This window comes from Desulfatiglans anilini DSM 4660 (genome assembly GCF_000422285.1).
Lineage (GTDB): Bacteria > Desulfobacterota > DSM-4660 > Desulfatiglandales > Desulfatiglandaceae > Desulfatiglans > Desulfatiglans anilini.
The window spans coordinates 326,669-345,937 of the sequence record NZ_AULM01000002.1 but is presented as its reverse complement, the minus strand read 5'-3'; the positions used below and the strand labels follow the sequence as shown (position 1 = coordinate 345,937).

General features: G+C 64.3%; 19 protein-coding genes. 9 read left to right on the top strand and 10 right to left on the bottom strand.

What is annotated here, in order from left to right; all coding sequences use genetic code 11:
• Positions 1–41: 41 nt before the first annotated feature.
• The 4 genes from ppdK to H567_RS0103605 all read right to left on the bottom strand — a co-directional run bounded on the left by ppdK (position 42) and on the right by H567_RS0103605 (position 3,855).
• The gene (gene ppdK, locus H567_RS0103620) at positions 42–2,837 is read right to left on the bottom strand and encodes a pyruvate, phosphate dikinase (protein WP_028320355.1); all 2,796 of its coding nucleotides are present in this window, start codon (positions 2,835–2,837) and stop codon (positions 42–44) included.
• A complete protein-coding gene (locus tag H567_RS0103615; RefSeq protein ID WP_028320354.1) occupies positions 2,834–3,016 on the bottom strand; it encodes a hypothetical protein in 183 nt (60 codons plus the stop codon). Before H567_RS0103615 ends, ppdK begins: the two co-directional genes overlap by 4 nt.
• An 86-nt stretch (positions 3,017–3,102) precedes the next feature.
• The gene (locus H567_RS22930) at positions 3,103–3,432 is read right to left on the bottom strand and encodes a hypothetical protein (protein ID WP_051184450.1); all 330 of its coding nucleotides are present in this window, start codon (positions 3,430–3,432) and stop codon (positions 3,103–3,105) included.
• A gap of 81 nt (positions 3,433–3,513) precedes the next feature.
• Entirely contained in the window at positions 3,514–3,855 is a 342-nt protein-coding gene (locus tag H567_RS0103605) for an FmdB family zinc ribbon protein (protein WP_084516833.1), read from the bottom strand.
• Positions 3,856–4,474: 619 nt separating this feature from the next.
• Here H567_RS0103605 and H567_RS22920 point away from each other — a divergent pair.
• The 5 genes from H567_RS22920 to H567_RS0103575 all read left to right on the top strand — a co-directional run bounded on the left by H567_RS22920 (position 4,475) and on the right by H567_RS0103575 (position 10,200).
• A complete protein-coding gene (locus tag H567_RS22920) occupies positions 4,475–7,207 on the top strand; it encodes an FAD-dependent oxidoreductase (RefSeq protein WP_084516831.1) in 2,733 nt (910 codons plus the stop codon).
• Between the two features lie 57 nt (positions 7,208–7,264).
• Positions 7,265–7,681 carry a hydrogenase iron-sulfur subunit gene (locus H567_RS0103590; RefSeq protein ID WP_028320351.1) on the top strand — a complete coding sequence of 139 codons (417 nt, stop codon included), beginning with the start codon at positions 7,265–7,267 and terminating at the stop codon, positions 7,679–7,681.
• 21 nt (positions 7,682–7,702) lie between these two features.
• Complete coding sequence (locus H567_RS0103585; protein ID WP_028320350.1) at positions 7,703–8,371, top strand: methylenetetrahydrofolate reductase C-terminal domain-containing protein; 669 nt, start codon at positions 7,703–7,705, stop codon at positions 8,369–8,371.
• The gene (locus tag H567_RS0103580; RefSeq protein WP_028320349.1) at positions 8,368–9,300 is read left to right on the top strand and encodes a methylenetetrahydrofolate reductase; all 933 of its coding nucleotides are present in this window, start codon (positions 8,368–8,370) and stop codon (positions 9,298–9,300) included. The genes H567_RS0103585 and H567_RS0103580 overlap by 4 nt, the downstream gene beginning before the upstream one ends.
• Before the next feature lie 147 nt (positions 9,301–9,447).
• Positions 9,448–10,200 carry an SIMPL domain-containing protein gene (locus H567_RS0103575; protein ID WP_051184448.1) on the top strand — a complete coding sequence of 251 codons (753 nt, stop codon included), beginning with the start codon at positions 9,448–9,450 and terminating at the stop codon, positions 10,198–10,200.
• 71 nt (positions 10,201–10,271) lie between these two features.
• On the opposite strand, the gene H567_RS22915 is transcribed toward H567_RS0103575, so the two are convergent.
• The 6 genes from H567_RS22915 to H567_RS0103545 form a co-directional block, all read right to left on the bottom strand.
• The gene (locus H567_RS22915) at positions 10,272–12,764 is read right to left on the bottom strand and encodes a VIT domain-containing protein (protein WP_051184447.1); all 2,493 of its coding nucleotides are present in this window, start codon (positions 12,762–12,764) and stop codon (positions 10,272–10,274) included.
• A 224-nt stretch (positions 12,765–12,988) separates the two neighbouring features.
• Positions 12,989–13,978, bottom strand: coding sequence for a zf-HC2 domain-containing protein (locus H567_RS0103565; RefSeq protein WP_028320347.1), 990 nt, complete (start codon positions 13,976–13,978; stop codon positions 12,989–12,991).
• A complete protein-coding gene (locus H567_RS0103560; RefSeq protein WP_028320346.1) occupies positions 13,975–14,586 on the bottom strand; it encodes a sigma-70 family RNA polymerase sigma factor in 612 nt (203 codons plus the stop codon). The genes H567_RS0103565 and H567_RS0103560 overlap by 4 nt, the downstream gene beginning before the upstream one ends.
• Positions 14,587–14,763: 177 nt before the next feature.
• The gene (locus H567_RS0103555; RefSeq protein WP_028320345.1) at positions 14,764–15,462 is read right to left on the bottom strand and encodes an HAD family hydrolase; all 699 of its coding nucleotides are present in this window, start codon (positions 15,460–15,462) and stop codon (positions 14,764–14,766) included.
• 32 nt (positions 15,463–15,494) lie between these two features.
• Positions 15,495–15,926 (bottom strand): DUF120 domain-containing protein, encoded by a 432-nt coding sequence (locus H567_RS0103550; protein WP_028320344.1) that lies wholly within the window; start codon positions 15,924–15,926, stop codon positions 15,495–15,497.
• Positions 15,927–15,959: 33 nt separating this feature from the next.
• The gene (locus H567_RS0103545; protein ID WP_028320343.1) at positions 15,960–16,280 is read right to left on the bottom strand and encodes a hypothetical protein; all 321 of its coding nucleotides are present in this window, start codon (positions 16,278–16,280) and stop codon (positions 15,960–15,962) included.
• Between the two features lie 479 nt (positions 16,281–16,759).
• Between H567_RS0103545 and H567_RS0103535 the strand changes: the two genes are divergently transcribed.
• The 4 genes from H567_RS0103535 to H567_RS0103520 all read left to right on the top strand — a co-directional run bounded on the left by H567_RS0103535 (position 16,760) and on the right by H567_RS0103520 (position 19,156).
• On the top strand, positions 16,760–17,266 hold the full coding sequence (locus tag H567_RS0103535; protein ID WP_153306035.1) for a hypothetical protein: 507 nt from the start codon (positions 16,760–16,762) through the stop codon (positions 17,264–17,266).
• A 66-nt stretch (positions 17,267–17,332) separates the two neighbouring features.
• On the top strand, positions 17,333–17,947 hold the full coding sequence (locus tag H567_RS0103530) for a TIGR02444 family protein (RefSeq protein ID WP_084516827.1): 615 nt from the start codon (positions 17,333–17,335) through the stop codon (positions 17,945–17,947).
• Between the two features lie 74 nt (positions 17,948–18,021).
• On the top strand, positions 18,022–18,246 hold the full coding sequence (locus H567_RS0103525) for a hypothetical protein (RefSeq protein WP_028320339.1): 225 nt from the start codon (positions 18,022–18,024) through the stop codon (positions 18,244–18,246).
• 82 nt (positions 18,247–18,328) lie between these two features.
• Positions 18,329–19,156: a DUF3786 domain-containing protein gene (locus H567_RS0103520; protein WP_028320338.1), complete on the top strand. Its 828-nt coding sequence runs from the start codon at positions 18,329–18,331 to the stop codon at positions 19,154–19,156.
• The last annotated feature ends 113 nt before the right edge of the window (positions 19,157–19,269 follow it).

Genomic DNA, 19,269 nt, shown 5'->3' with positions numbered 1-19,269 from the left:
TCCGGCCTTTTCCTGTCGCCTTCGAGCGGATTCCGGCGGGGCTACACCACGCTGAACTCCGCCTCCGTCAGTTTGGCATGCGCCGCGGCCAGCCGGGCGATGGGGACCCGGGGCGGGGAGCACGACACGTAGGTCATCTTGATGTAGTGGCAGAAGCGGATGGCGTCCGGATGCCCGCCCTGCTCTCCGCAGATGCCGACCTTCATGTCGGGGCGGGTCTTGCGGGCCCACTCGATCGTGATCATCATCAGCCGGCCGACGCCCTTGATGTCCAGGACCTCGAACGGGTTGTGCTGCAGGATCTCGTGCTGCTTGTAAAGCGGCAGGAACTTGTTCTCGGCGTCCTCCCGCGAGAAGGAAAAGGTCGCCTGGGTCAAATCGTTGGTTCCGAAGGACATGAACTCCGCCAGCTCCGCGATCCGCCCGGCGCGCATGCAGGCCCGCACCACCTCGATCATGGTGCCGAAGTGGAACGGCACATTGATCTTGAACTTCTTCTCCACCTCCTTGTGGATCTGGCTCACGTAGCGGTGCACCCACTTGAGCTCCTCGAGCGTGCAGACCTGCGGGACCATGATCTCGGGGCTGATCCGCCCGCCGGTCTTGATGTGCTCGGCGGCGGCCTCGAGGATCGCCCGGATCTGCATGGCGTAGATCTCCGGGTAGGTGATCCCCAGGCGGACGCCGCGGTGACCGAGCATCGGGTTCGTCTCGGCCAGGGCGCGCACTTTCCTCAGGATCACCTCCTTGTTGTCGATCAGGGTCTCCGCCAGGTGTTTGTTCTTGAGCTCCTCCAGGCCGAGCGTGATCGCCTCGAGGTTGGCCGAATACCGTTCGTGCAGCTGCGGATCCAGCATCTTGAGGGTGTCCGGGAGGGTCGCCATCCCCTCGATGGTCTTGCGCAGCTCGCGGAGGTGGGTGATCTCCTGGATCAGCTCGTCGGCGGAGGGCAGGAACTCGTGGATCGGCGGGTCCAGCAGACGGATCGTCACCGGATAGCCGTTCATGATGCGGAAGATCTCCTTGAAATCCTCGCGCTGGATAGGCAGCAGACGGTTGATCGAAGCCTGCCGCTCGTCGGTGGTCTCAGCCAGGATCATCTCCTGGACGATCGGCAGACGGTCCGGCTGGTTGAACATCCGCTCCGTCCGGCACAGGCCGATGCCCATCGCGCCGTACTTCTTGGCCTTCTTGACCGCCTCGGGCGTGTCGGCGTTCGCCATCACCTCCAGCTCGCTGATCTCGTCCGCCCATTCGAGCAGTACGAGCAGATCCTCGACGAACTCCGGTTCGATCGTGGGGACCCTTCCCTGGAAGACGTTTCCGGTCGTCCCGTCGATCGTGAGCACATCGCCTTCCCGCAGCGGGACTCCGGCGAGCACGGCCTCGCGCGCGGCGTAGTTGATCACCATGGTCTCGCAGCCCGAGACGCACGGTTTGCCCATGGCGCGGGCGACCACGGCCGCGTGGCTGGTCTTGCCGCCGCGGCTCGTCAGGATCCCCTGGGCGGCGAAGAAGCCGTGGATGTCGTCGGGTTTGGTCTCCTCGCGGACCAGGATGACCTTCTCGCCCAGCTTGGCCTTGCTCTCGGCCCGGTCGGCGTCGAAGACGATCTTGCCCCAAGCGGCGCCGGGAGAGGCGGGCAGGCCGGTCGCCAGCACGTCCACCTTCGCTTCGGGGTCCAGCCGCGGATAGAGAAGCTGGGCCAGCATGTCCGGTTTGATGCGCAGAATCGCCTGGTCTTCGGTGATGAGCCCCTCGTTCACCATGTCGATGGAGGTCTTGATGAAGGCCGCCGCGTTCATCTTTCCGTTCCGGGTCTGGAGGCAGTAGAGCTTGTTCTTCTCGATCGTGAACTCGAAGTCCTGCACCTCGCGGTAGCGCTTCTCCAGGGTGTGCCGGAGCTTCTCCAGCTCCTGGTAGACCTCGGGCATCTCGCGGCGCAGCTCCCGGATCGGCTTCGGGGTGCGGATGCCCGCGACGACGTCCTCCCCCTGCGCGTTCAGCATGTACTCGCCGTAGAGGCGGTTCTCACCGGTGGCGGGGTTCCGCGTGAAGGCCACACCGGTCGCGCAGTCGTTGCCCATGTTTCCGAAGACCATGGTGCAGATGTTCACCGCCGTCCCGTTGGCCATCTCATTGGTGATCCCGAACTCCCTGCGGTAGTCGACGGCGCGCTTCCCCATCCAGGAGCGGAAGACGGCCTCGACGGCCATCTCGAGCTGCACATAGGGGTCCTGCGGAAACGGTGCGCCCGTCTTTTCCTGCACGGCGTGCAGAAAACGGCCGCAGATCTCCCGCAGGCCCTCGGCATCCAGATCGATGTCCTGGGCCGCCTTGTACTTCTTCTTGACCGCCTCGAAGATCTCGTCGAAGAGCTCGTCGCCGAGCCCCAGCCCGACCGAGCTGAACAACTGGATCACGCGCCGGTAGGCGTCGTAGACGAACCGTTCGTTCTGCGTCTGCTCGATGAGCCCGGGCAGCGTCTCCTCGTTCAATCCGAGGTTCAGGATGGTGTCCATCATCCCGGGCATGGAGATGGCCGCACCGGAGCGAACGGAGACCAGCAGCGGGTTCTTCGGATCCCCGAAGCGTTTGCCGGTCTTCTGTTCGAGGTCCGCCATCGCCCCTTTGATCTGCCCCATCAGCTCCGCGTCGAGCCCCTTCTTCTTCTGGGCCAGGTAAGCCAGGCACGCCTCGGTGGTGATGACGAACCCCGGCGGAACCGGAAGCCCGATCTGCGTCATGTCGCAGAGATTGGCCCCTTTGCCCCCCAGGAGTTTCTTGTTCTTGCTGTCCCCCGCCTCAAATGCATAGACGAACTTTTTCGTGGTCATGGGTTCCCCCTTCTGTCGCGCAACCTGAAATACTCCTGTAAATAGGCCAACCCCAGCAGGACAACCGCCAGCAGCAGCGTCCACCAGAACGAACGGCCCTGCAAGAAGAATCGGCCGATGAGGATCGCGATCCCCACGGCCAGCACGAGCCGAATGATGAACATCTCCCATTTTCCCATGTTTCGCAGCTCCGTTCTCCACCCGTGAACACGCCGGGGCAGCCTCCCCTGCGGACTCGGCCCCCGGGCATAGCGCCTCCTTTCAATCAGGAGGGTTTCTTGAAAGGAATGACGCGGGCGGCACCCTTCCGCCCTTCCCCGTTTTCGGCCGGCGGGCCCTCCGGCGCCGTCGCCGGCGGCGTTGCCCTGACCTCTTCGAGGCGGACAGCCTGGCCTCCCATGGTGAAAGACTCGCCGTCCACGTAAGACTCGCGCAGGATCCACCGGACGACCTGGCTCGGCACACTCAGGAAAAGGAGCGTCACCTGGCACCACCCCGGCTTCACATCGGGTTCGATCGCCTCGATGCGGGCGTAAATGGCGGGGGCATCCTGGTAATAGACGAGGATGACATCCCCCGGTTTCCGCTTCATCATGACCTCACTCCTCACCCCCGGCCGGCCGGGGCGGACAAGACGCCCGAGCGGGTTTCAGGCGGGGGGCCGCATCCGCCGCTCTTATTCCGAATCCCGGATGACGCTTCCCGGATCGGTCCGTAGTTTTTCGAGCTTCTCTTCGAAGCCGCGCCCGAGGTCGACGCCCATCTCCTGTGCCCTCTTCTTGGCATGGAGGCCGATATTGCGCGAATCCTTGAAAAATCCGTCATCCTTGCGGGCGGACGGATCGAAAGAGGAGAGCCGGTCTTGCTCCGAGACGTGGAAACTGACGCGTGAAATGAGCCGCTTCCACTGTTTCCCCCCGCAGCCGGGGCACGAAAGGCCCTCTTCGTCCTCTTTCTTCATGATCAACGCCTGGAAAGTCCTGGCGCATTGCCGACATTCATATTCATATATGGGCACGTTCCATCATCCCCCTTGCACATTCGCCGTCCGCCCCCGCCTGGCCCTGCAGCCTTCGCGCGGGCGGCAGTCCGCCATAAACCACACGCTCGACGGGGCTGCGCTCAGCCACCGTGAAATCCGCCGCCACCCCCGAGACCGAGCGCCAAAGGCCGAGCGGCCACCGGGCCCCGCCGCGAGGCGGTGGGGCTGAGTGCCCGAAGGGCGCGAAGAAACCGGGGTCCGCCCCGAAGGGACGGGACTGAGCGCGATCCTGAAAAGACCGTTTGCGCATGCAGACTTTTTATCAAATTCCCGGTCATTTATCAAGCGATTACCCAACGCCGCCGCGGCATCCGGGCCCCTGTCGTCGAGACACATTTCCCTTGACACCTCCCAGCCCTTGTGGCATGTAACGATTTTCACAAGTGACATAATGCCCCAAATGGGTATTTCATGCCCTTTCGGGCGGACGCGGAAGAGAGCACAGGTCGGCCGATTTCTCCGCGGCTCCTGAGGGGCGCCGGGTTTGCGCGAAGGCGGGAACCGCTCCTTCGCATCGAGGTATCCGATTTTACCGACTTCGAGACGAATCTCTCGAAACAACACTTCAACGCTGAGAAGCAGGAGAAAGAATGTCATGAGTCAAAATAAACCCAAGGGCTCTGTAGCGGTTATCGGGGGCGGCATCGCGGGAATACAGGCCGCCCTTTCCCTTGCTGACGCAGGATATGGTGTCCACGTGGTCGAACGTATGGCAACCCTGGGCGGGATGATCCCCAATCTCCACCGGTTCTACCCCCTCTGCGCCTGCTGCAAGGTGAACCCCAAGATCGCCGCGTGCCAGCAAAACCCCAATGTCAACGTCCTGACCGACACTCAGGTCACCGGAATATCGGGCGAACTGGGCCGATTCACCCTGAACGTGGAACAAGGCGGCGTCGCCAAACAGCTCGAGGCCGGCGCCGTAGTCTTTGCAGCGGGCATCGAGGCCTTCGATCCTTCCCAGCACGACACCTACGCCTATCACCGCTACCCGAACGTCGTCACCAGCGTTGAATACGAACAGCTCCAGAAGCCGACCGGCCAGGGGAAAGGCATCGTCAAGAGGCCGTCGGACGGGCAGTCCCCGCAGAAGATCGCCTGGCTCCAGTGCGTCGGATCGCGTGACATCAACCGCTGCGACGCCCCCTACTGTTCGTCGGTCTGCTGCATGTACGCCCTCAAGGAGGCCGTCAACAGCGTCGACGTCGACGAAAACGTCGAACCCGTCATCTTCTACATGGACATGCGCACCCACGGCAAGGGCTTCGAGGCCTACCTGAACGATGCCAAGGCCCGCGGCATCCGCCTCGTCCGCAGCCGGATCCACACGGTGGACCCCGAGCCCGGAAGCGACGACCTGAAACTGACCTACGCCGACGAAGCCGGCACGCTGCAAGAAGAGACCTTCAACATGATCGTCCTCTCAGTGGGCCTCAAACCGGCGGCGGACGCGATCGCCCTGGCGGAGAAGATGGGGCTGCAGCTGAGCCCCGACCGCTTCCTGGCCACGCCCCCCTTCCAGCCGGTCGGCACCAGTCTCCCGGGCGTCTTTACCTGCGGCGGAATGTCCGGCCCTCTGGATATCGGCCAGTCCATCACCCAGGCCAACGCCGTGGCGGCCGAGATCGCAGCGGTCCTGGACCCGGCGGCCCTCGCCCCTCCCGTCATGTATCCGCAGATCGTTGCCGACCCTGACGCGGAGCCCAAGATCCTCGTCGCCTACCATCTCTGCCCTGGCATGGATCCCGGCATCGGCAAGCGCATCGAGGCCTTCACGTCCAAGCTCCCGAAGGTGGCCTCCGTCGCCGGCATGGAGGGCACATTCCTGGATCAGCTCGTCCAGTCGATCCAGTCCGCCGGCGCCAACCGCCTGGTCTTCGCCAGCTGCACGCCGCTCATCCACAAGGCCCTGCTCGAAGAGGCGCTCAAGCGCAGCGGCCTGAATCCGGCCCTGTTCGAGTTGGTCGACCTGCGGGTGCTCGACATCGCTGCCGACACCCAGTTGAATGATCGGCTGCGCATGGGCGTCGCCCGCGCCGCCCTGAGCACCCCCACCCCGGTCCGGGAAGTCCCCGTGACCAAGCAGGCGCTCGTCGTCGGCGGGGGTCTGGCCGGGATGGAAAGCGCTCTGGCGATCGCACGGGAAGGGTTCCCGGTGACGCTGGTCGAAAAAGACGCCGCCCTGGGGGGACACGCGCTTCACGTCCGGTCCACCTGGCAGGGCTACGATGTTCAGGCCTACCTGAAGGACCTGCTCGCATCCGTTCAGAAGAACAGCCTCATCACCGTCCTGACCGGCGCCACGGTCAAGGAAAGCCACGGCTTCGAAGGGCAGTTCCTGAGCACCCTGGAGCAGGGAGGCAAGACCCTGCCGCTCGCCCACGGTGTGACCGTGCTCGCGACGGGCGGCGATCCGGTCCCGGCCGTCGAGTATCTCTACGGTCGGAATGACCAGGTCTACCTGTGGAACGAGCTCAGCACGAAGCTCTTGAAGGACCCGAAGGCGCTCGAGTCGGCCTCATCGGGTGTCTTCATCCAGTGCGTGGGATCGAGGGAGCCCGAACGGCCCCACTGCAGCAACCTCTGCTGCGGGTTCGCCGTACGGACCGCCATCGACCTCAAGGAAAAGAACCCGAACATGGATATCTACATCCTGTACCGGGAGATGCGGACCTTCGGCGAACGCGAGGAACTCTACCGGACCGCCCGCCAGAAGGGCGTGGTCTTCATCCGCTACGACCTCGAGCACAAACCGGCGGTCACGGCTGCCGACGGCAGGCTCACGGTGACGGTCTTCGATCCGATCCTCGGCAAAGACCTGGCCCTCCCGGCGGAGTTCATCTCGCTCCAGACCGCCATCACGGCCCCCAACAACGCCGCCCTGCCGACGCTTTTCCGGGTCGGCCTGGATGAGGACGGCTTCCTCGCCGAATCGCCCGAAAAGATGAAGCCCTCCGATACGACGATCAAAGGCATCTTCCAGGCGGGCCTGGCGCACTACCCGAAGGACACCCTCGCCAGCATCGCCCAGGCCAAGGCCGCTGCAGGCCGGGCCCTGGAGACCCTGAAGCAGGACACCGTCCAGGCGGCGGTCCTCGTGGCCGAGGTGCGGCCCGAAAAATGCGCGGTCTGCTGCACCTGTGTGCGGACCTGTCCGTTCCACGTGCCCTATATCGATCACGATCGCGGAGCCGCCTATATCGACCCCGCGTTGTGCCAAGGCTGCGGTATGTGCGTCGCGGAATGCCCCGGCAAAGCCATTGTAATGCCCGGCGTCTCCGATCAGATGCTGAACCAGGCGCCTTCCATCCTCATGGAAACGAACTAACCGGTGTCCCCGCATTAGAGAGGTCAATGACACCAGGTGTTTAAAGGAGATGCTGCAATGACTGATTTTGAACCCCAAATCATCGCTTTTTGTTGTTCGAACTGCGCCTCATCGGCGGCCACCGTCGCGGAAAGCATGTCGCTGACCATGCCGGACAACGTCAAGGTCGTTCAGGTTCCATGCACTGGAAGGCTCGAGACCCTCCACCTTCTCAAGGCCTTCGAGAACGGCGCGGACGGTGTCTATGTCGCCGGCTGCCAGACGGACAGCTGTCAATACATCTCCGGCATCTCGCAGGCGGCCAAGCGGGTCGCCCAGGTCAAAAAGGTGCTGGAGGAACTGGACATGGAGCCGGAACGTATCGAGATCTACAATCTCTCCGCCGGAAGGGGACGGCGTTTCGTGGACGTCGCCCATGAGATGCTGAACCGGATCAAGGAGCTCGGTCCCAACCCAGTACGCGTGAAACCCTAGATACTCTGCGAGGTACAAGTAATGATAGTCGCTGAACCAAAGCCCATCAAAGAAGTGGTCGAGATGGTCAAGGACTGCAGCAGGGTCCTGGTCATCGGGTGCAAAGGCTGTGTCACGGTCTGCAACGTCGGAGGCTCGAAAGAGGTGGGCATCCTGGCCTCCGCGCTCAGAATCGCCGCCGCCAAAGCCGGACGTCGGATCGAGGTCGGCGAGCACACGCTCGAGCGGCAGTGCGATCCGGAATACATCGAAGAAGTCAAGGACAGGATCGAGGGCTATGACGGAGTGGTCTCCATCGCGTGCGGCGTCGGCCCCCAGTTTCTCTCGGAGCGCTACCCGGAAAAGCGGATCTTCCCCGGAGTCAACACGCGGTTTATGGGGGGAGCTGTCCAGCACGGCATCTGGGAAGAGCGCTGCGCCGGCTGCGGCACCTGCGTCATCCACTTTTTCGGCGGGATGTGTCCGATCGCACGCTGTTCCAAGAGTCTGATGAACGGCCCCTGCGGCGGATCCGCCAGAGGCAAGTGCGAGATTGCCAAGGACGTCGACTGCGTGTGGGATCTGATCGTCCGGAAGCTGATGGCTCAGGGGCGTCTTGAAGACCTCCTCCAATTCAGACCGCCCAAGAGTTGGACCACGGCCCGGGACGGAGGCCCGCGCAAACTGTTCAGGGAGGAGCTGGTAAAATGAGCGAATACAAATCAGGCAGCAATCTTGAAAAGGTACTGAAAGCGGGACATTTCGCCTTTACCGGTGAGTGTGGACCTCCCATGGGGGCCAATGTCGAGCACCTGAAGGAAAAAGCCCATCATCTGAAAGGCGTCGTCGACGCCGTCAACGTCACGGACAACCAGACCGCTGTCGTGCGGATGTCCAGCTGGGCCGCGTCGCTGATCCTGCTTCAGGAAGGGATCGAACCGAACTTCCAGATGGTCTGCCGCGACCGCAACCGCCTCGCCATGCAGAGCGACATCCTGGGCGTTTACAGCCACGGAATCCGCAACATGCTCTGCCTGTCCGGGGACCACCAGAAGTTCGGCAACCATCCTGAATCGAAGAATGTCTTCGACATCGATTCCATGCAGCTGATCAACCTGGTCAAGACCATGCGGGACGACGGCAAGTTCCTGAACGGGCAGGACGTCGACGTACCCCCGAAGCTCTTTATCGGAGCGGCCTCCAACCCTTTCGCCGACCCCTTCGAGTTCCGGGTCTACCGGCTCGCCAAGAAGATCGCCGCCGGAGCGGATTTCATCCAGACCCAGTGCATCTACAATATGGATAAATTCCGCGCCTTCATGAAGCAGGTGGTCGACATGGGCCTGCACGAAAAGTGCTACATCCTCGCCGGCGTCACCCCGATGAAAAGCGTCGGTATGGCGACGTACATGGCGAAACAGGTCCCCGGCATGGATGTCCCGGACTCGCTGCTGAAGCGCCTGCGCGGCGCCGGCAAAGGGAAGGTCGCCGAGGAGGGCATCCTCTTCGCCCTCGAGCAGATCGAGGAGTTCAAGCAGATGGAAGGCGTCGCGGGCGTGCACCTGATGGCGATCGAGTGGGAGCACCGCGTGCCCGAAATCGCCGAAAGGGCCGGCATGCTTCCGAGGCCTCAGGTTTAAACCCCGCCGGATCGAGATCGAACCCCCGGGGATGCCGGATTTCCGACGGCATCGCCGGGGGCTTTTCGACGATCGGCCTCTTCCGCCTTTCACCGCACGACGCCTGGCCCCACGCAATGGTCGAACCCTTTCGCACGGAGGCCCCGGATGAACGATATCCACCGCCCTTACGACCGTCTAGGCCTGCTGCTGCTCGGTCTGTCGCTCGCCTTCGGCATGATCGCCACGGCCTTCCTGGTGACGACGACCCTGGAGCGGCTGAAGCGCTCGAATGAAACGATCACCGTCAAGGGGTTCGCCGAACGGCGGGTCACCTCGGACATCGCCGTCTGGAGAGGGCAGGTGACCGCCCGGGGCGAGGACCTGAGGGCATGCTACGAGACCCTTTCGAGGGACATGGAGCGGGCGCGGGCCTATCTCGTCCAGAACGGGCTCGAGCCCGGACAGATCGAGCTGTCCTCCGTCAACACCATGACGCAGTACCGTCAGAACGAAAAGGGATACCAGACCCACGAGATCGCCGGCTACGTCCTCGAGCAGTCCCTGACCGTCAACTCCCCGGATGTCCGGAAAATCGCGCAGCTCTCGAAGGACGCCACCTCCCTCATCAGCGAGGGGATCGCGTTCACTTCCTTCCCGCCCGAGTACTACACCTCGGAGTTCGATCGGATCAAGATCGATCTCCTCTGGGAAGCCACGAGCAACGCCCGCCTCAGGGCCGAGCAGTTCGCCGGGAGCAGCGGGATCCACGTCGGCGACTTGAAGTCCGCCTCCCAGGGCGTCTTTCAGGTCACCCCCGTCCACTCGACCGAGATCTCCAGCTACGGGATGTACGACACCAGTTCCATTGAAAAGAGCGTCAAGGCCGTCGTGACCATCCAGTACGCCATCCAGAAATGAGACCGGCCGCCTGCGAGGGGTGACATCCCCGCCGCAGGCGGCCGCTTCCCATCCCTGGGCCTGTCTGTCGCTTATCCGTTCATCCGCTCGAGGATGACTTCAACCTTCAGCGTCTCCCCTCCCAGCCGCGCCGCAAAGCGGCAGGCCTCCACCGCCTGCTCGAGGCAGCGGCGGAACGCCTCCGTCTCCCCCGACAGCCCGCTCCAGGACACGTCCTTCACCCGCCCGGACGGATCGATGCGGAACCGGACCGTGACGCGGTCCCCTTTGCGGGCCGCAATCCCTTTTCCATCCAGGCAGGCGGCCCAGACCTCGATCTGCCCGGCCACCACGCGCCGCACCTCGGCCTCATCGAGCCCATCCGGGGCCGTGATCGCTCCGATGGCCCATCGGGCCTGCTCTGCGGGCCTTTTTTCGCCGACGATCGACGGTTCGACCGCCTCATCGTTCCGCCCCTCAGCCGCGCCGTTCCGGTCGGGTCCGCCCGCCACCCCGGGGGCGGCTTCTTCGTGCGCCGCCTGCGGGGCGGCCGTCGTACGCGCCAGGCTCAACATCTTGGCCGAGCCCATCGGGGCCATGCCGCCGACGGCCAGGTCCGATACGCCCGCCGGGAGGGGCAGAGGCTGTTTGACGGTCGTCCGCTCCCCGCTTTCCTCACGCACCACGGAATCCACAGCCACGAAGGAGGTGTAGGCCGTCAGCAGATGGTACCGGAGGCCGAGTTCGGTGACCTCCTCGATCCGCTCGTCCGACGGCTGCAGCCGGTTGTAGTCGGAGAGGAGGGCCACCCGCTGCCGGGCCCACAGGTAGCGCAGGGCCCTGCACGAGGCCGCCGTCCGGGCCTTTTCTACCGGGATTCTCATCCGATACGGCTTCCCCGCGCCAGTCAACCCCTCGAGGGTCACCGCACCCTCGGCCTTCCCGCGCCACTTGCCGACCAACACGATAGGGCGATCCGCCATCAGGTCCGGGATCGCCGGAGGCTCCACATCATAGGCGTCGAACCCAGGGAAAGCCATGTGCAGGCGGGTCATCACGGGCCACTGCACGAGCCGGCGGAAGCGCGCGGCCGTCTCCGCGGCCTCGCCTTCCCGCAGGACGACGAACGGTTCACCCATGCCGACCCGGGCGAGCCCCTCCACGAGGTGCCGGTTGACGCTCGAACCGATGCCGAACACGAACAGGTTGGCCTCCCCGAGGCCCCGCCGCACGAGATCGAAGGCCTCGGGCTCCGCGCTGACATAGCCGTCCGTCACCAGGAGGATCGACCTCGAAAAGCCTTCGGAGCGCGGCAGGGCCATGGCGCGCTCGAGGGCCGGCAGGAGTTCGGTCCCCCCTCCTCCCCGCTCTTCCTCGATCCGGGCGATGGCCTTCTGGATGTTTTCAGCGGTGGCGGGGAGGGATTGCTCCGCCAGGACCATGGAGCCGCCCGCGAAGAGCAGGACGTTGAAGCAGTCGCTCGGCCGCAGCCCGGAGATCAGCTCACGGAGCATCCGTTTGGAGACATCCAGCGGGAAGCCGTGCATCGAGCCCGAGACGTCCACGACGAAGATCACCTCCCGCGGCGGGACCTCTGCAAGGACCGTCCGCTCGGGGGGCTGCGCCATCAGGAGGAAGAAGTTCTCCTCCGGGCCCTCGTAGAGCAGGAGCCCGGAGTGGACGGCATCGCCGGCAAGCCGGTAGCGGAGCACGAAGTCGCGGTCGCCGCCCTGCCGTTCGGTGTCATGGAGGCGGATGAGCGCGCGCGAATCGCCCTCGTAGCGGATGTCCACCCGGTGGGTGCCGCACTTCGCCTCGCGGATCGGCATCCCCGCGTTCAGGGCGACCCGGATGTCGAAATCATAGGGAGCCGGCTCGCCCTCATGGAGATAGGGGTTCTGGACCCACCCTTCCGCGCCTTCGCCCTCCGCCTCGGACGGACGCTGATAGCGCGGCCCCACCACGGTCGGGTAGAGGAAGGTGTAGACCCGGTCCTCCGGGACCAGGATCTCCGTATAGGACATCTCGACCCGGATCTCGTCGCCGGGCAGGATGTTCGCAACATTCATCTGGAAGACGTTGGGGCGGTGCTGCTCGAGGAGCGAGGCCGTCCGGCCCTCGTCGCGCGCCTGTTCATACGCCTTGCGCGCGGCCTCGCGCTTCTCGATCCGGGCCTCGATCACCCGCTCTCCGATGGTCATCTTCATCGCATAGACCGCGGAGCGTGTCGAGCCCGGGAAGACATAGAGGGCCTCGATCGCCCGGCGTCCCTCGTTCCGGTAGACCTGCGTCACACGGACATCGGCGATGACCCCGGCGATGTCGACCTCCGCCCGGGTCTCCTTCAGCGGCAGGGCATCCACTCCCGGCTCCCCGTTCACCACCACGAAATAGGGCGAGAGGGTGCGCCCCGCCTCATCCCCGCCCTCCGCCGCCCCCCAGACCGGCGGCAGCGTCCAGGATGCCGGGAATGCCGCCCAGGCCAGGAGCATCAAGACCGCCGCCCAAAAACCGACACGACGCGCCTGCGCACCCGCGTCCGAGAAAATTCCGCTCTTCGACATCAGACCCTTTTTTTCCTTCATGGCTGTCCTCCTCTTTTTCGGGTTTTATCATCCTTTATCCGATTGGACAGGACAGCAACGGAAAAGTTCCCGGATTTTTCGAGGCTGGAGGCGCGGCGGAAGATCCGGCTTTGCTCGTCCATGCCATGGGCCTGAACTATGCATGAGCCGCCGGTTCGATCAGAAAAGGAGGTTTCGAACAGGATGGAAAGACGCCTCTGCGGGCCAGGAGACACCCCGCAGGGTCAAGGCTGTAAGATCAGTTCCAAATGCCACGGCTCACCCGCCCCGCGCGCGAGGCCGGCCGGCTCCTGGATCTCCAGACGCCCGAGCGGACGGAGTTCCTGAAGGAGCGCATCGTATCGCTCGGCGGGAACACGGAAAGAAAGCACGCGCGAATCGGGATGGTCCGGTCCGGGCTCGACCCCGATCAGCGTCCCGCCGCACCCGAGGATCGCCGCCTCGACCGCCGAAAGGAGTGCATCCGGGCTGAGGGCAGGCTTTTTCTCCGCGGATTCGAGCTTCTCCTCCAAGGCGGCCTGCGAGAGAACCGGCGGTTTTTCACGCACCTTCGCGAGGCTGAGCGGTTCGAGACCATCCGCCGCAACATCGGCCTCCGGCGCCCCGACCGAGCGTGCCGCCTTCTCGCGTGTGTGCCTCTCGAAACCATCGCCCGCCGCCTGCGAGTCCGCCCGCCCCCCCGGCTCCGCGGAGCCGCCGGCCGCCTCAGGTCCAACGGTCTTCACCACCCGCAGGCGCAGGAGAGGCGGGGCATCCCTGACCCGGGTGACCTGCTCCGCCACGGGGGCCTCGGCAAGCTCGAGGGAGCGTTCGTAGGCCGCCCTGGGCGGGGCCACGGCATCGTCGGGCGGCGACAGGAGCGTCTTCTGGCGGCCGTCGAAAACCTGATAGGCCAAGACCACAACCACCGCCGTCGCGAGGACACCCACGACCTCCAAGGGCCTCTTCGAGCGCAGCAGTTCCCAAACGCCTTCGAGCCGGCGCTTCCAACGGCCCCCTGCTTCCAGACGATCGCTCACCCCTTCGAGAAAGCCGGGAGGCGCCGAATGCCGTGGCATATCGCGCATCGCCTGCAGGCAGAGCTCGAGATCCCGGAGGGCCTCGCGGCAGGCCGGGCACCCCTCGAGATGCTCCCTGACGGCCGCCTCGTCCTCGGCATCCAGTTCATGATCCACATAGAGAGACAGCTGTTCCTGGATCTCCCGGCAGGTCATCCCGTTGCCTCCCCTTTGAGGTTTTCTCGAAGCCGGGCCCGTGCCCGTGCGAGCCCCGATTTGACCGTCCCGAGTTCCAGCCCGGTGGCCTGCGCCACCTCCTCATAGCTCAGACCCTCGATGTCCCGCAGCACGATGAGGGTGCGGGGCGCGTCGGGCAGGGCGGCAATGGCGCGCTGCAGACGGCGCTCCCCCTCCTTTCGGCTCAGCTGCTCCAAAGGGGAGAGCGAAGGGTCCTGCAACTCGGCCATGCATCCCCCCGGGTCTTCGTCGGCAGGGGCATGCAAGGGGACGGTTTTGCGCTTGGCGCGATATGCGGCCGACTGCAGCCGGTTCCGGCAGGTATTGACGGCGATGGCATAGAGCCAGGTCCCGAAGGCGGCCTCGAATCGGAAGGTCTTCAGAGATCGATAGGCCTTGATGAACGTCTCCTGGGCGCAGTCCCGGGCCTCCTCGCCGTCCCCCATGACGCGGAAGCAGGCGTTGTAGATGCGGTCCTGGTAGCGGATCACGAGGGCCTCGAAGGCCTTCCGGTCTCCGCGCTGGGCCGCCCGCACCTGCACATCGTCCTGGTCCCGACCGTCCACGACCCCTTCCACCCCCCCCATCTCTTGGACCATCCTGGAGCGAAAAAGTTCCCGGCGCACGGGAAACGATCCGTTTCACCGGTCAATCCCACCCTTAAAACCAGGCCTCTCCAAAAAAACAGGCCTGCTCGAAAAAAATCAGCCCCCTCTCTCAAGCCGGGCCGATCCACTTCAGGACAAAATCGAGCCGGCCCGTTTCTACCGCCGCCACTGCTCCAGGAGCGGCAGGAGATCCCCGACGGTTTCGAGAATATGATCGGCCTCCTCGGCGACGAGCGTGTCCCGGTCCTCCACGCCGGACAAAACGCCGACCGTCAGGCTGCCGGCGGCCTTGCCGGCCTGGATGTCCACCCGGGAATCCCCGATGTAGACCATCCTGCCCGCTTCGACCTGGAGCCGCTCCGCACAGAGAATCAAGGGGTCGGGCGCGGGCTTCTGCCGCTCCACGTCATCGGTCGTGATCATCACCTCCAGCAGCCTCTCGGCGCCGGCCATCCGCAGCGCGTGGAGTTTGTCGGAGAGGAAGATCCGCTGGGTGGCCGTCACCAGCCCGATCCGGTAGCCCATGCGCGCCACCTCGTGCAGGATCTCGGCGGCCCCCGGGAACATGCGCGTCTCGCGCCGGAAGGTCTCCCGGTAAATCGCCAGAATCGCCTTCCGCGCCGTTTCGATGGTCGATTCCTTCTGAGCCCCGATGTCCAGCGGGAGGACCTTTTCCCAGTCAAACCCGCCGTAGCGGATGGCCTCCAGCAGGGCCTCCCTCGGGACAGGCGGCAGCCCGACTGCAGGAAAGGCCTGATTGACGATCGTGATGTAGGTCCCGATGGAATCGATCAGGGTCCCGTCGAGATCGAAGGACACCGCCTCCACCCTTCCTTTGAAGCGTTCTCCCTGCACCCGCCACCCCTCCCTCGACACGCTTTCACGGTTCAAACAGCTGCGCCCCGTGCATCGTCATCCCGCGGCGCCCGGACAACCACCTCGACCCGGTCTCCGTCGTCCAGGCGCAGGGCGTCCTTGATGCCCACCGGCGCCATGATCTCGAAAACCCGCGAGCCGTGGACGTTCACGCGCTCCTCCGGAATGATCAAGGCCGCCTCGATTCCCCCGATGTGCGCCGGCAGCACCCGCCCGACACAGAACTGCGGATCCGGCGGCTCGAGAACGATCGCCTCGGCATCCATGATCGCCCCCAGAAGCGCCTCGCTCTCCTGGTCCGATTCGATATTCAGGGTGCCAGGATACGGCCGGAAGCCGAGCTTGGCCTCACACTGCTCCTGCACCCAGTCGAGCCGGGTGAAAAAGGCCGCCTGGCCGACTCCGCTCACGATCGAGCCGGTCAGTGTCCATATTGCTGCCATGATCGCCCCTTCGATATGGAATGACGGAACAGACTACTCGAACCACTTCTGCTTCTGGAAATCATCCGGGGATGCCGGCATCGGACCTTTCACCACCGCCCGCAGGACGGAGGCGAGCCGCTCCGCCTCGGGGCCGGACAAGCCCTCCAGGGAACGGACGGCACGGCCGATCGTCTGGTCGATGGATGGCTGGAGCAGGCGCCGCTCTTCGGCCGGCATCAGTTCGTAGGCCTTGACCAGATGACCGACCCAGTTCTCCAAAGACTTCGCGTCGAGGCCCTGCCTCCGGTAGACATACCCTTCGAGCGCGCCGGCCGAGGACGCAAATTCATAAATCTGAGCACAGAGATCCATTCTTCCTCCTTTTTCAGTCTACGTCACCAGGGGACAGCATCCGGCCGACCGAAGACCGGTCCTGTTATTCCGGTTCGTCTGGGGAGGCTTTCTCCCCGCCAGCCCGACTGAGTGGTTTCAGGCCCGTTGTCTGTCGACCATTCGTCCTGCCCACCGACATCTCCAGGCCGTCGGGCTCTACGCCTCTATCCGTTTGATAACAGAAATCGGTGCCGCGGGCAAGCAGCGCCCTCCGGCCGGTCCCACTTCCCTCCATACCCCCTCATGCAGAGGCGCCCTTCAGAGGCCTGCAATCGCTTCAAGCACCTGCAGCGCTCCGGAGGAGCGTTGGACGTCGGGAACGGGTTCTCGGTCGGGAGCTCTTCGTGACGGTGAGCCGGAGCGTCGCCATGCATCCGGCGAGGGGGTTTGCCATCGATGGAAAGGCATTGACAAAGCGACCCGGAATCGAAAACACTGTTGTGCGGAAGGAGTCGGATATGGACATCGAACCGGGACTCGTCGCCACGCTGCGGCAAGGCGTCGAGATCATCAAAGCCATTGTCTACACAAACCTGAGAAACCGGCAGATCGAGCGGCATCCGCTGCAGTCCATGGATTTCACGGTCAAACTGTGCGGTGCCATGGTCAACGAGCTTTTCGGAACGCCCAACCTCGACCCATCGTTCACGGCCTTCAGAGAAGAGCAAGAGCCGCGCATTACGGCCGAGCTGCACCTCTTCGCCGCAACCATGCCCGAGATGCGCATCCCGCTCACCGACGCCCTGCGGATCCAATTCTTTTGCGACAGCCACGAGGGCGTCGACAGCGGAAAGGTCCTGGCCCGGGCCGATGCCTTGAACCTCCTGCTGAGGGAACGGGAGGTTCCTTTGCCGGGCTCCTTCATGCAGCTTGCCCGCAGGCTAGGAGTCGCCTATGAGATCCTGGCGCCCGAATCGCTCGTGGAAGAGGCCATGGATGCGCCTCCTTCACCCAGGAGGCATTGAAAGGCCCGTCCCACGCGCAAAATCCGACGCGTTTCAAACCGTCGGCCGCCACCCGTAAAAGGAGACATGATGGATTTTCCCGAGCACCCGTTCTGGGATTTTTCGATTAAGGTGCATGGCCATGCCGGCGTTCACGAGGCCTGCCTGGCCATGCAGGTCGATCATGCCATCGACGTCAACATCCTCTTTTACTGCTGCTGGAGAGGCGCCGCAGGCGGCGGCCCCGCCCGCAGGGAGGACCTGCTGCGGATCATGGAGGGCTCGAGCGGCTGGCAGAACGAGATCGTCCGCCCCGTATGGACCGCCCGCCGGAAACTCAAACCCCGCTTCGGCGACTTCCCGGTGGAGTTCACGGAGCCCCTGCGCCGGGCGCTGATCGCCGCCGAACTGGACGCGGAGCACATGGAGCAGCTGCAGATCGCCGCCCTGGCGCCTTTCGAAATCGATGCCGCAGCCGCTGACAGGGTGCGTGAAGCCGATGCCCTCGAAAACCTGACCCGGTACCTTTTTCTGCATTTCGAGGCATCCTGCCGGGCAGGCGGCAGCGCCCCGCCCACCGTCCTCCCGGCCGGACTGAAAGCGCCCATCGGGGTTTTGCTTCGCGCCTGTTTTCCGCACTCGGACGCCGATGCTCTGGCCAGCCTGATCGACACATCCTTTTCAAGACCGGCCCCCGTTTGAGGGAAGACCCCCTCGCCGGAGGCGGCCCCGAAATGTGCCGCCAGGGCCTGCACCCATCGGAACGGAGATGCCCTATGTCCTGCTATTTCCGGCACATGAAGGATGTCCTCGAAGAGGCCGGTATCGTCATCACGGCCGAAAACAAACAGAGCGTCGACCGGATCGTCCATTCCCTGGTGGACGTCCCTTACAAGGATTGCTCCCCGGCCTGGAAGGCCGTCAAGGAACAGATCAGAAATGACGCAGGGGCCCGGGAACGCTTCATCGAAAGACTGAAAGGGGCTATGACGGCGCACTGAGGACCGTCCGCCCCGTCACGCACAAAACCCGTCCGCCGCAAGCCCCTGAAGGGCGTCCGGCATCCATTGGGAGGTCATGCCTTTGCCTTTATCGATCGTGGATCTCTATCGCAAGGTGCTTCCTCGAACCAACTGCCGCGACTGCGGCTTCCCGACCTGCTTCGCCTTCGCGAGCATGGTCGTATCCGAGAAGCTCCCGATCGCCAACTGCCCGCATCTCGCGCCCGACCTGGTCGAGAAAGTCCAGGCCGAACTGGACGAACAGTACGCCCAGGGCAAGTGGACCAAGAAGGATCTGGCCGCCGACGCCCTGAAGTGGGCGCGCGAACGGGCCTCTTCCATGACCCTCGAGGCCGTGTCGCAGCGGATCGGGGGAAAAATCACGGAGGAAAACGGGGGCCAGTACATGGAAATCCCCTATTTCACCGATGTCATCCGCGTCTCGGAGCGGGGCATCTTCAGGATGGACGGCGCGCCGCTGGGGCGCTGGGAGCAGGTCTTCCTTTACAACCACATGGCCCAGGGCGGGCGGACCCCGCCCAAGGGGATATGGAAGGCCCTCGAAGAGATCCCCAACACGGTCTCCAAGATCGTATCGATGCGGGAGCAGGTGGAGACGCCGCTGGTCGAACACTTCCGGGGCCGCAGGGAGGACCTGCGGCGGGCGGCGCACGAAGCGGGCGGAAAAGATCTCGGGGATTCGGCGCAGGATGCCGATCTGGCGATCCTCTTCACCCCTTTGCCGCGCATCCCCGTGCTGCTGCTCTTCTGGGATGAACTGCCGGGGGAGCCGTTCGGGGCGAAGGCGAAGCTCCTCTTCGACGTCACCGTCACCGAACACCTCGACATCGAGTCCATCATCTTCCTGAGCGAACGGCTCCGCCAGATCCTTTGCGAGGCGGCGGGCTGAAGCGGACGTCGGTGCGGAGGAGCGGCCCTTCGACCGAAAGGACCGTTCAGCATAAAAAGCCGGCACCCCGAGCGCTCCTGATGGGGTCCACATGCAGTCTCGGCCGGTCTGCC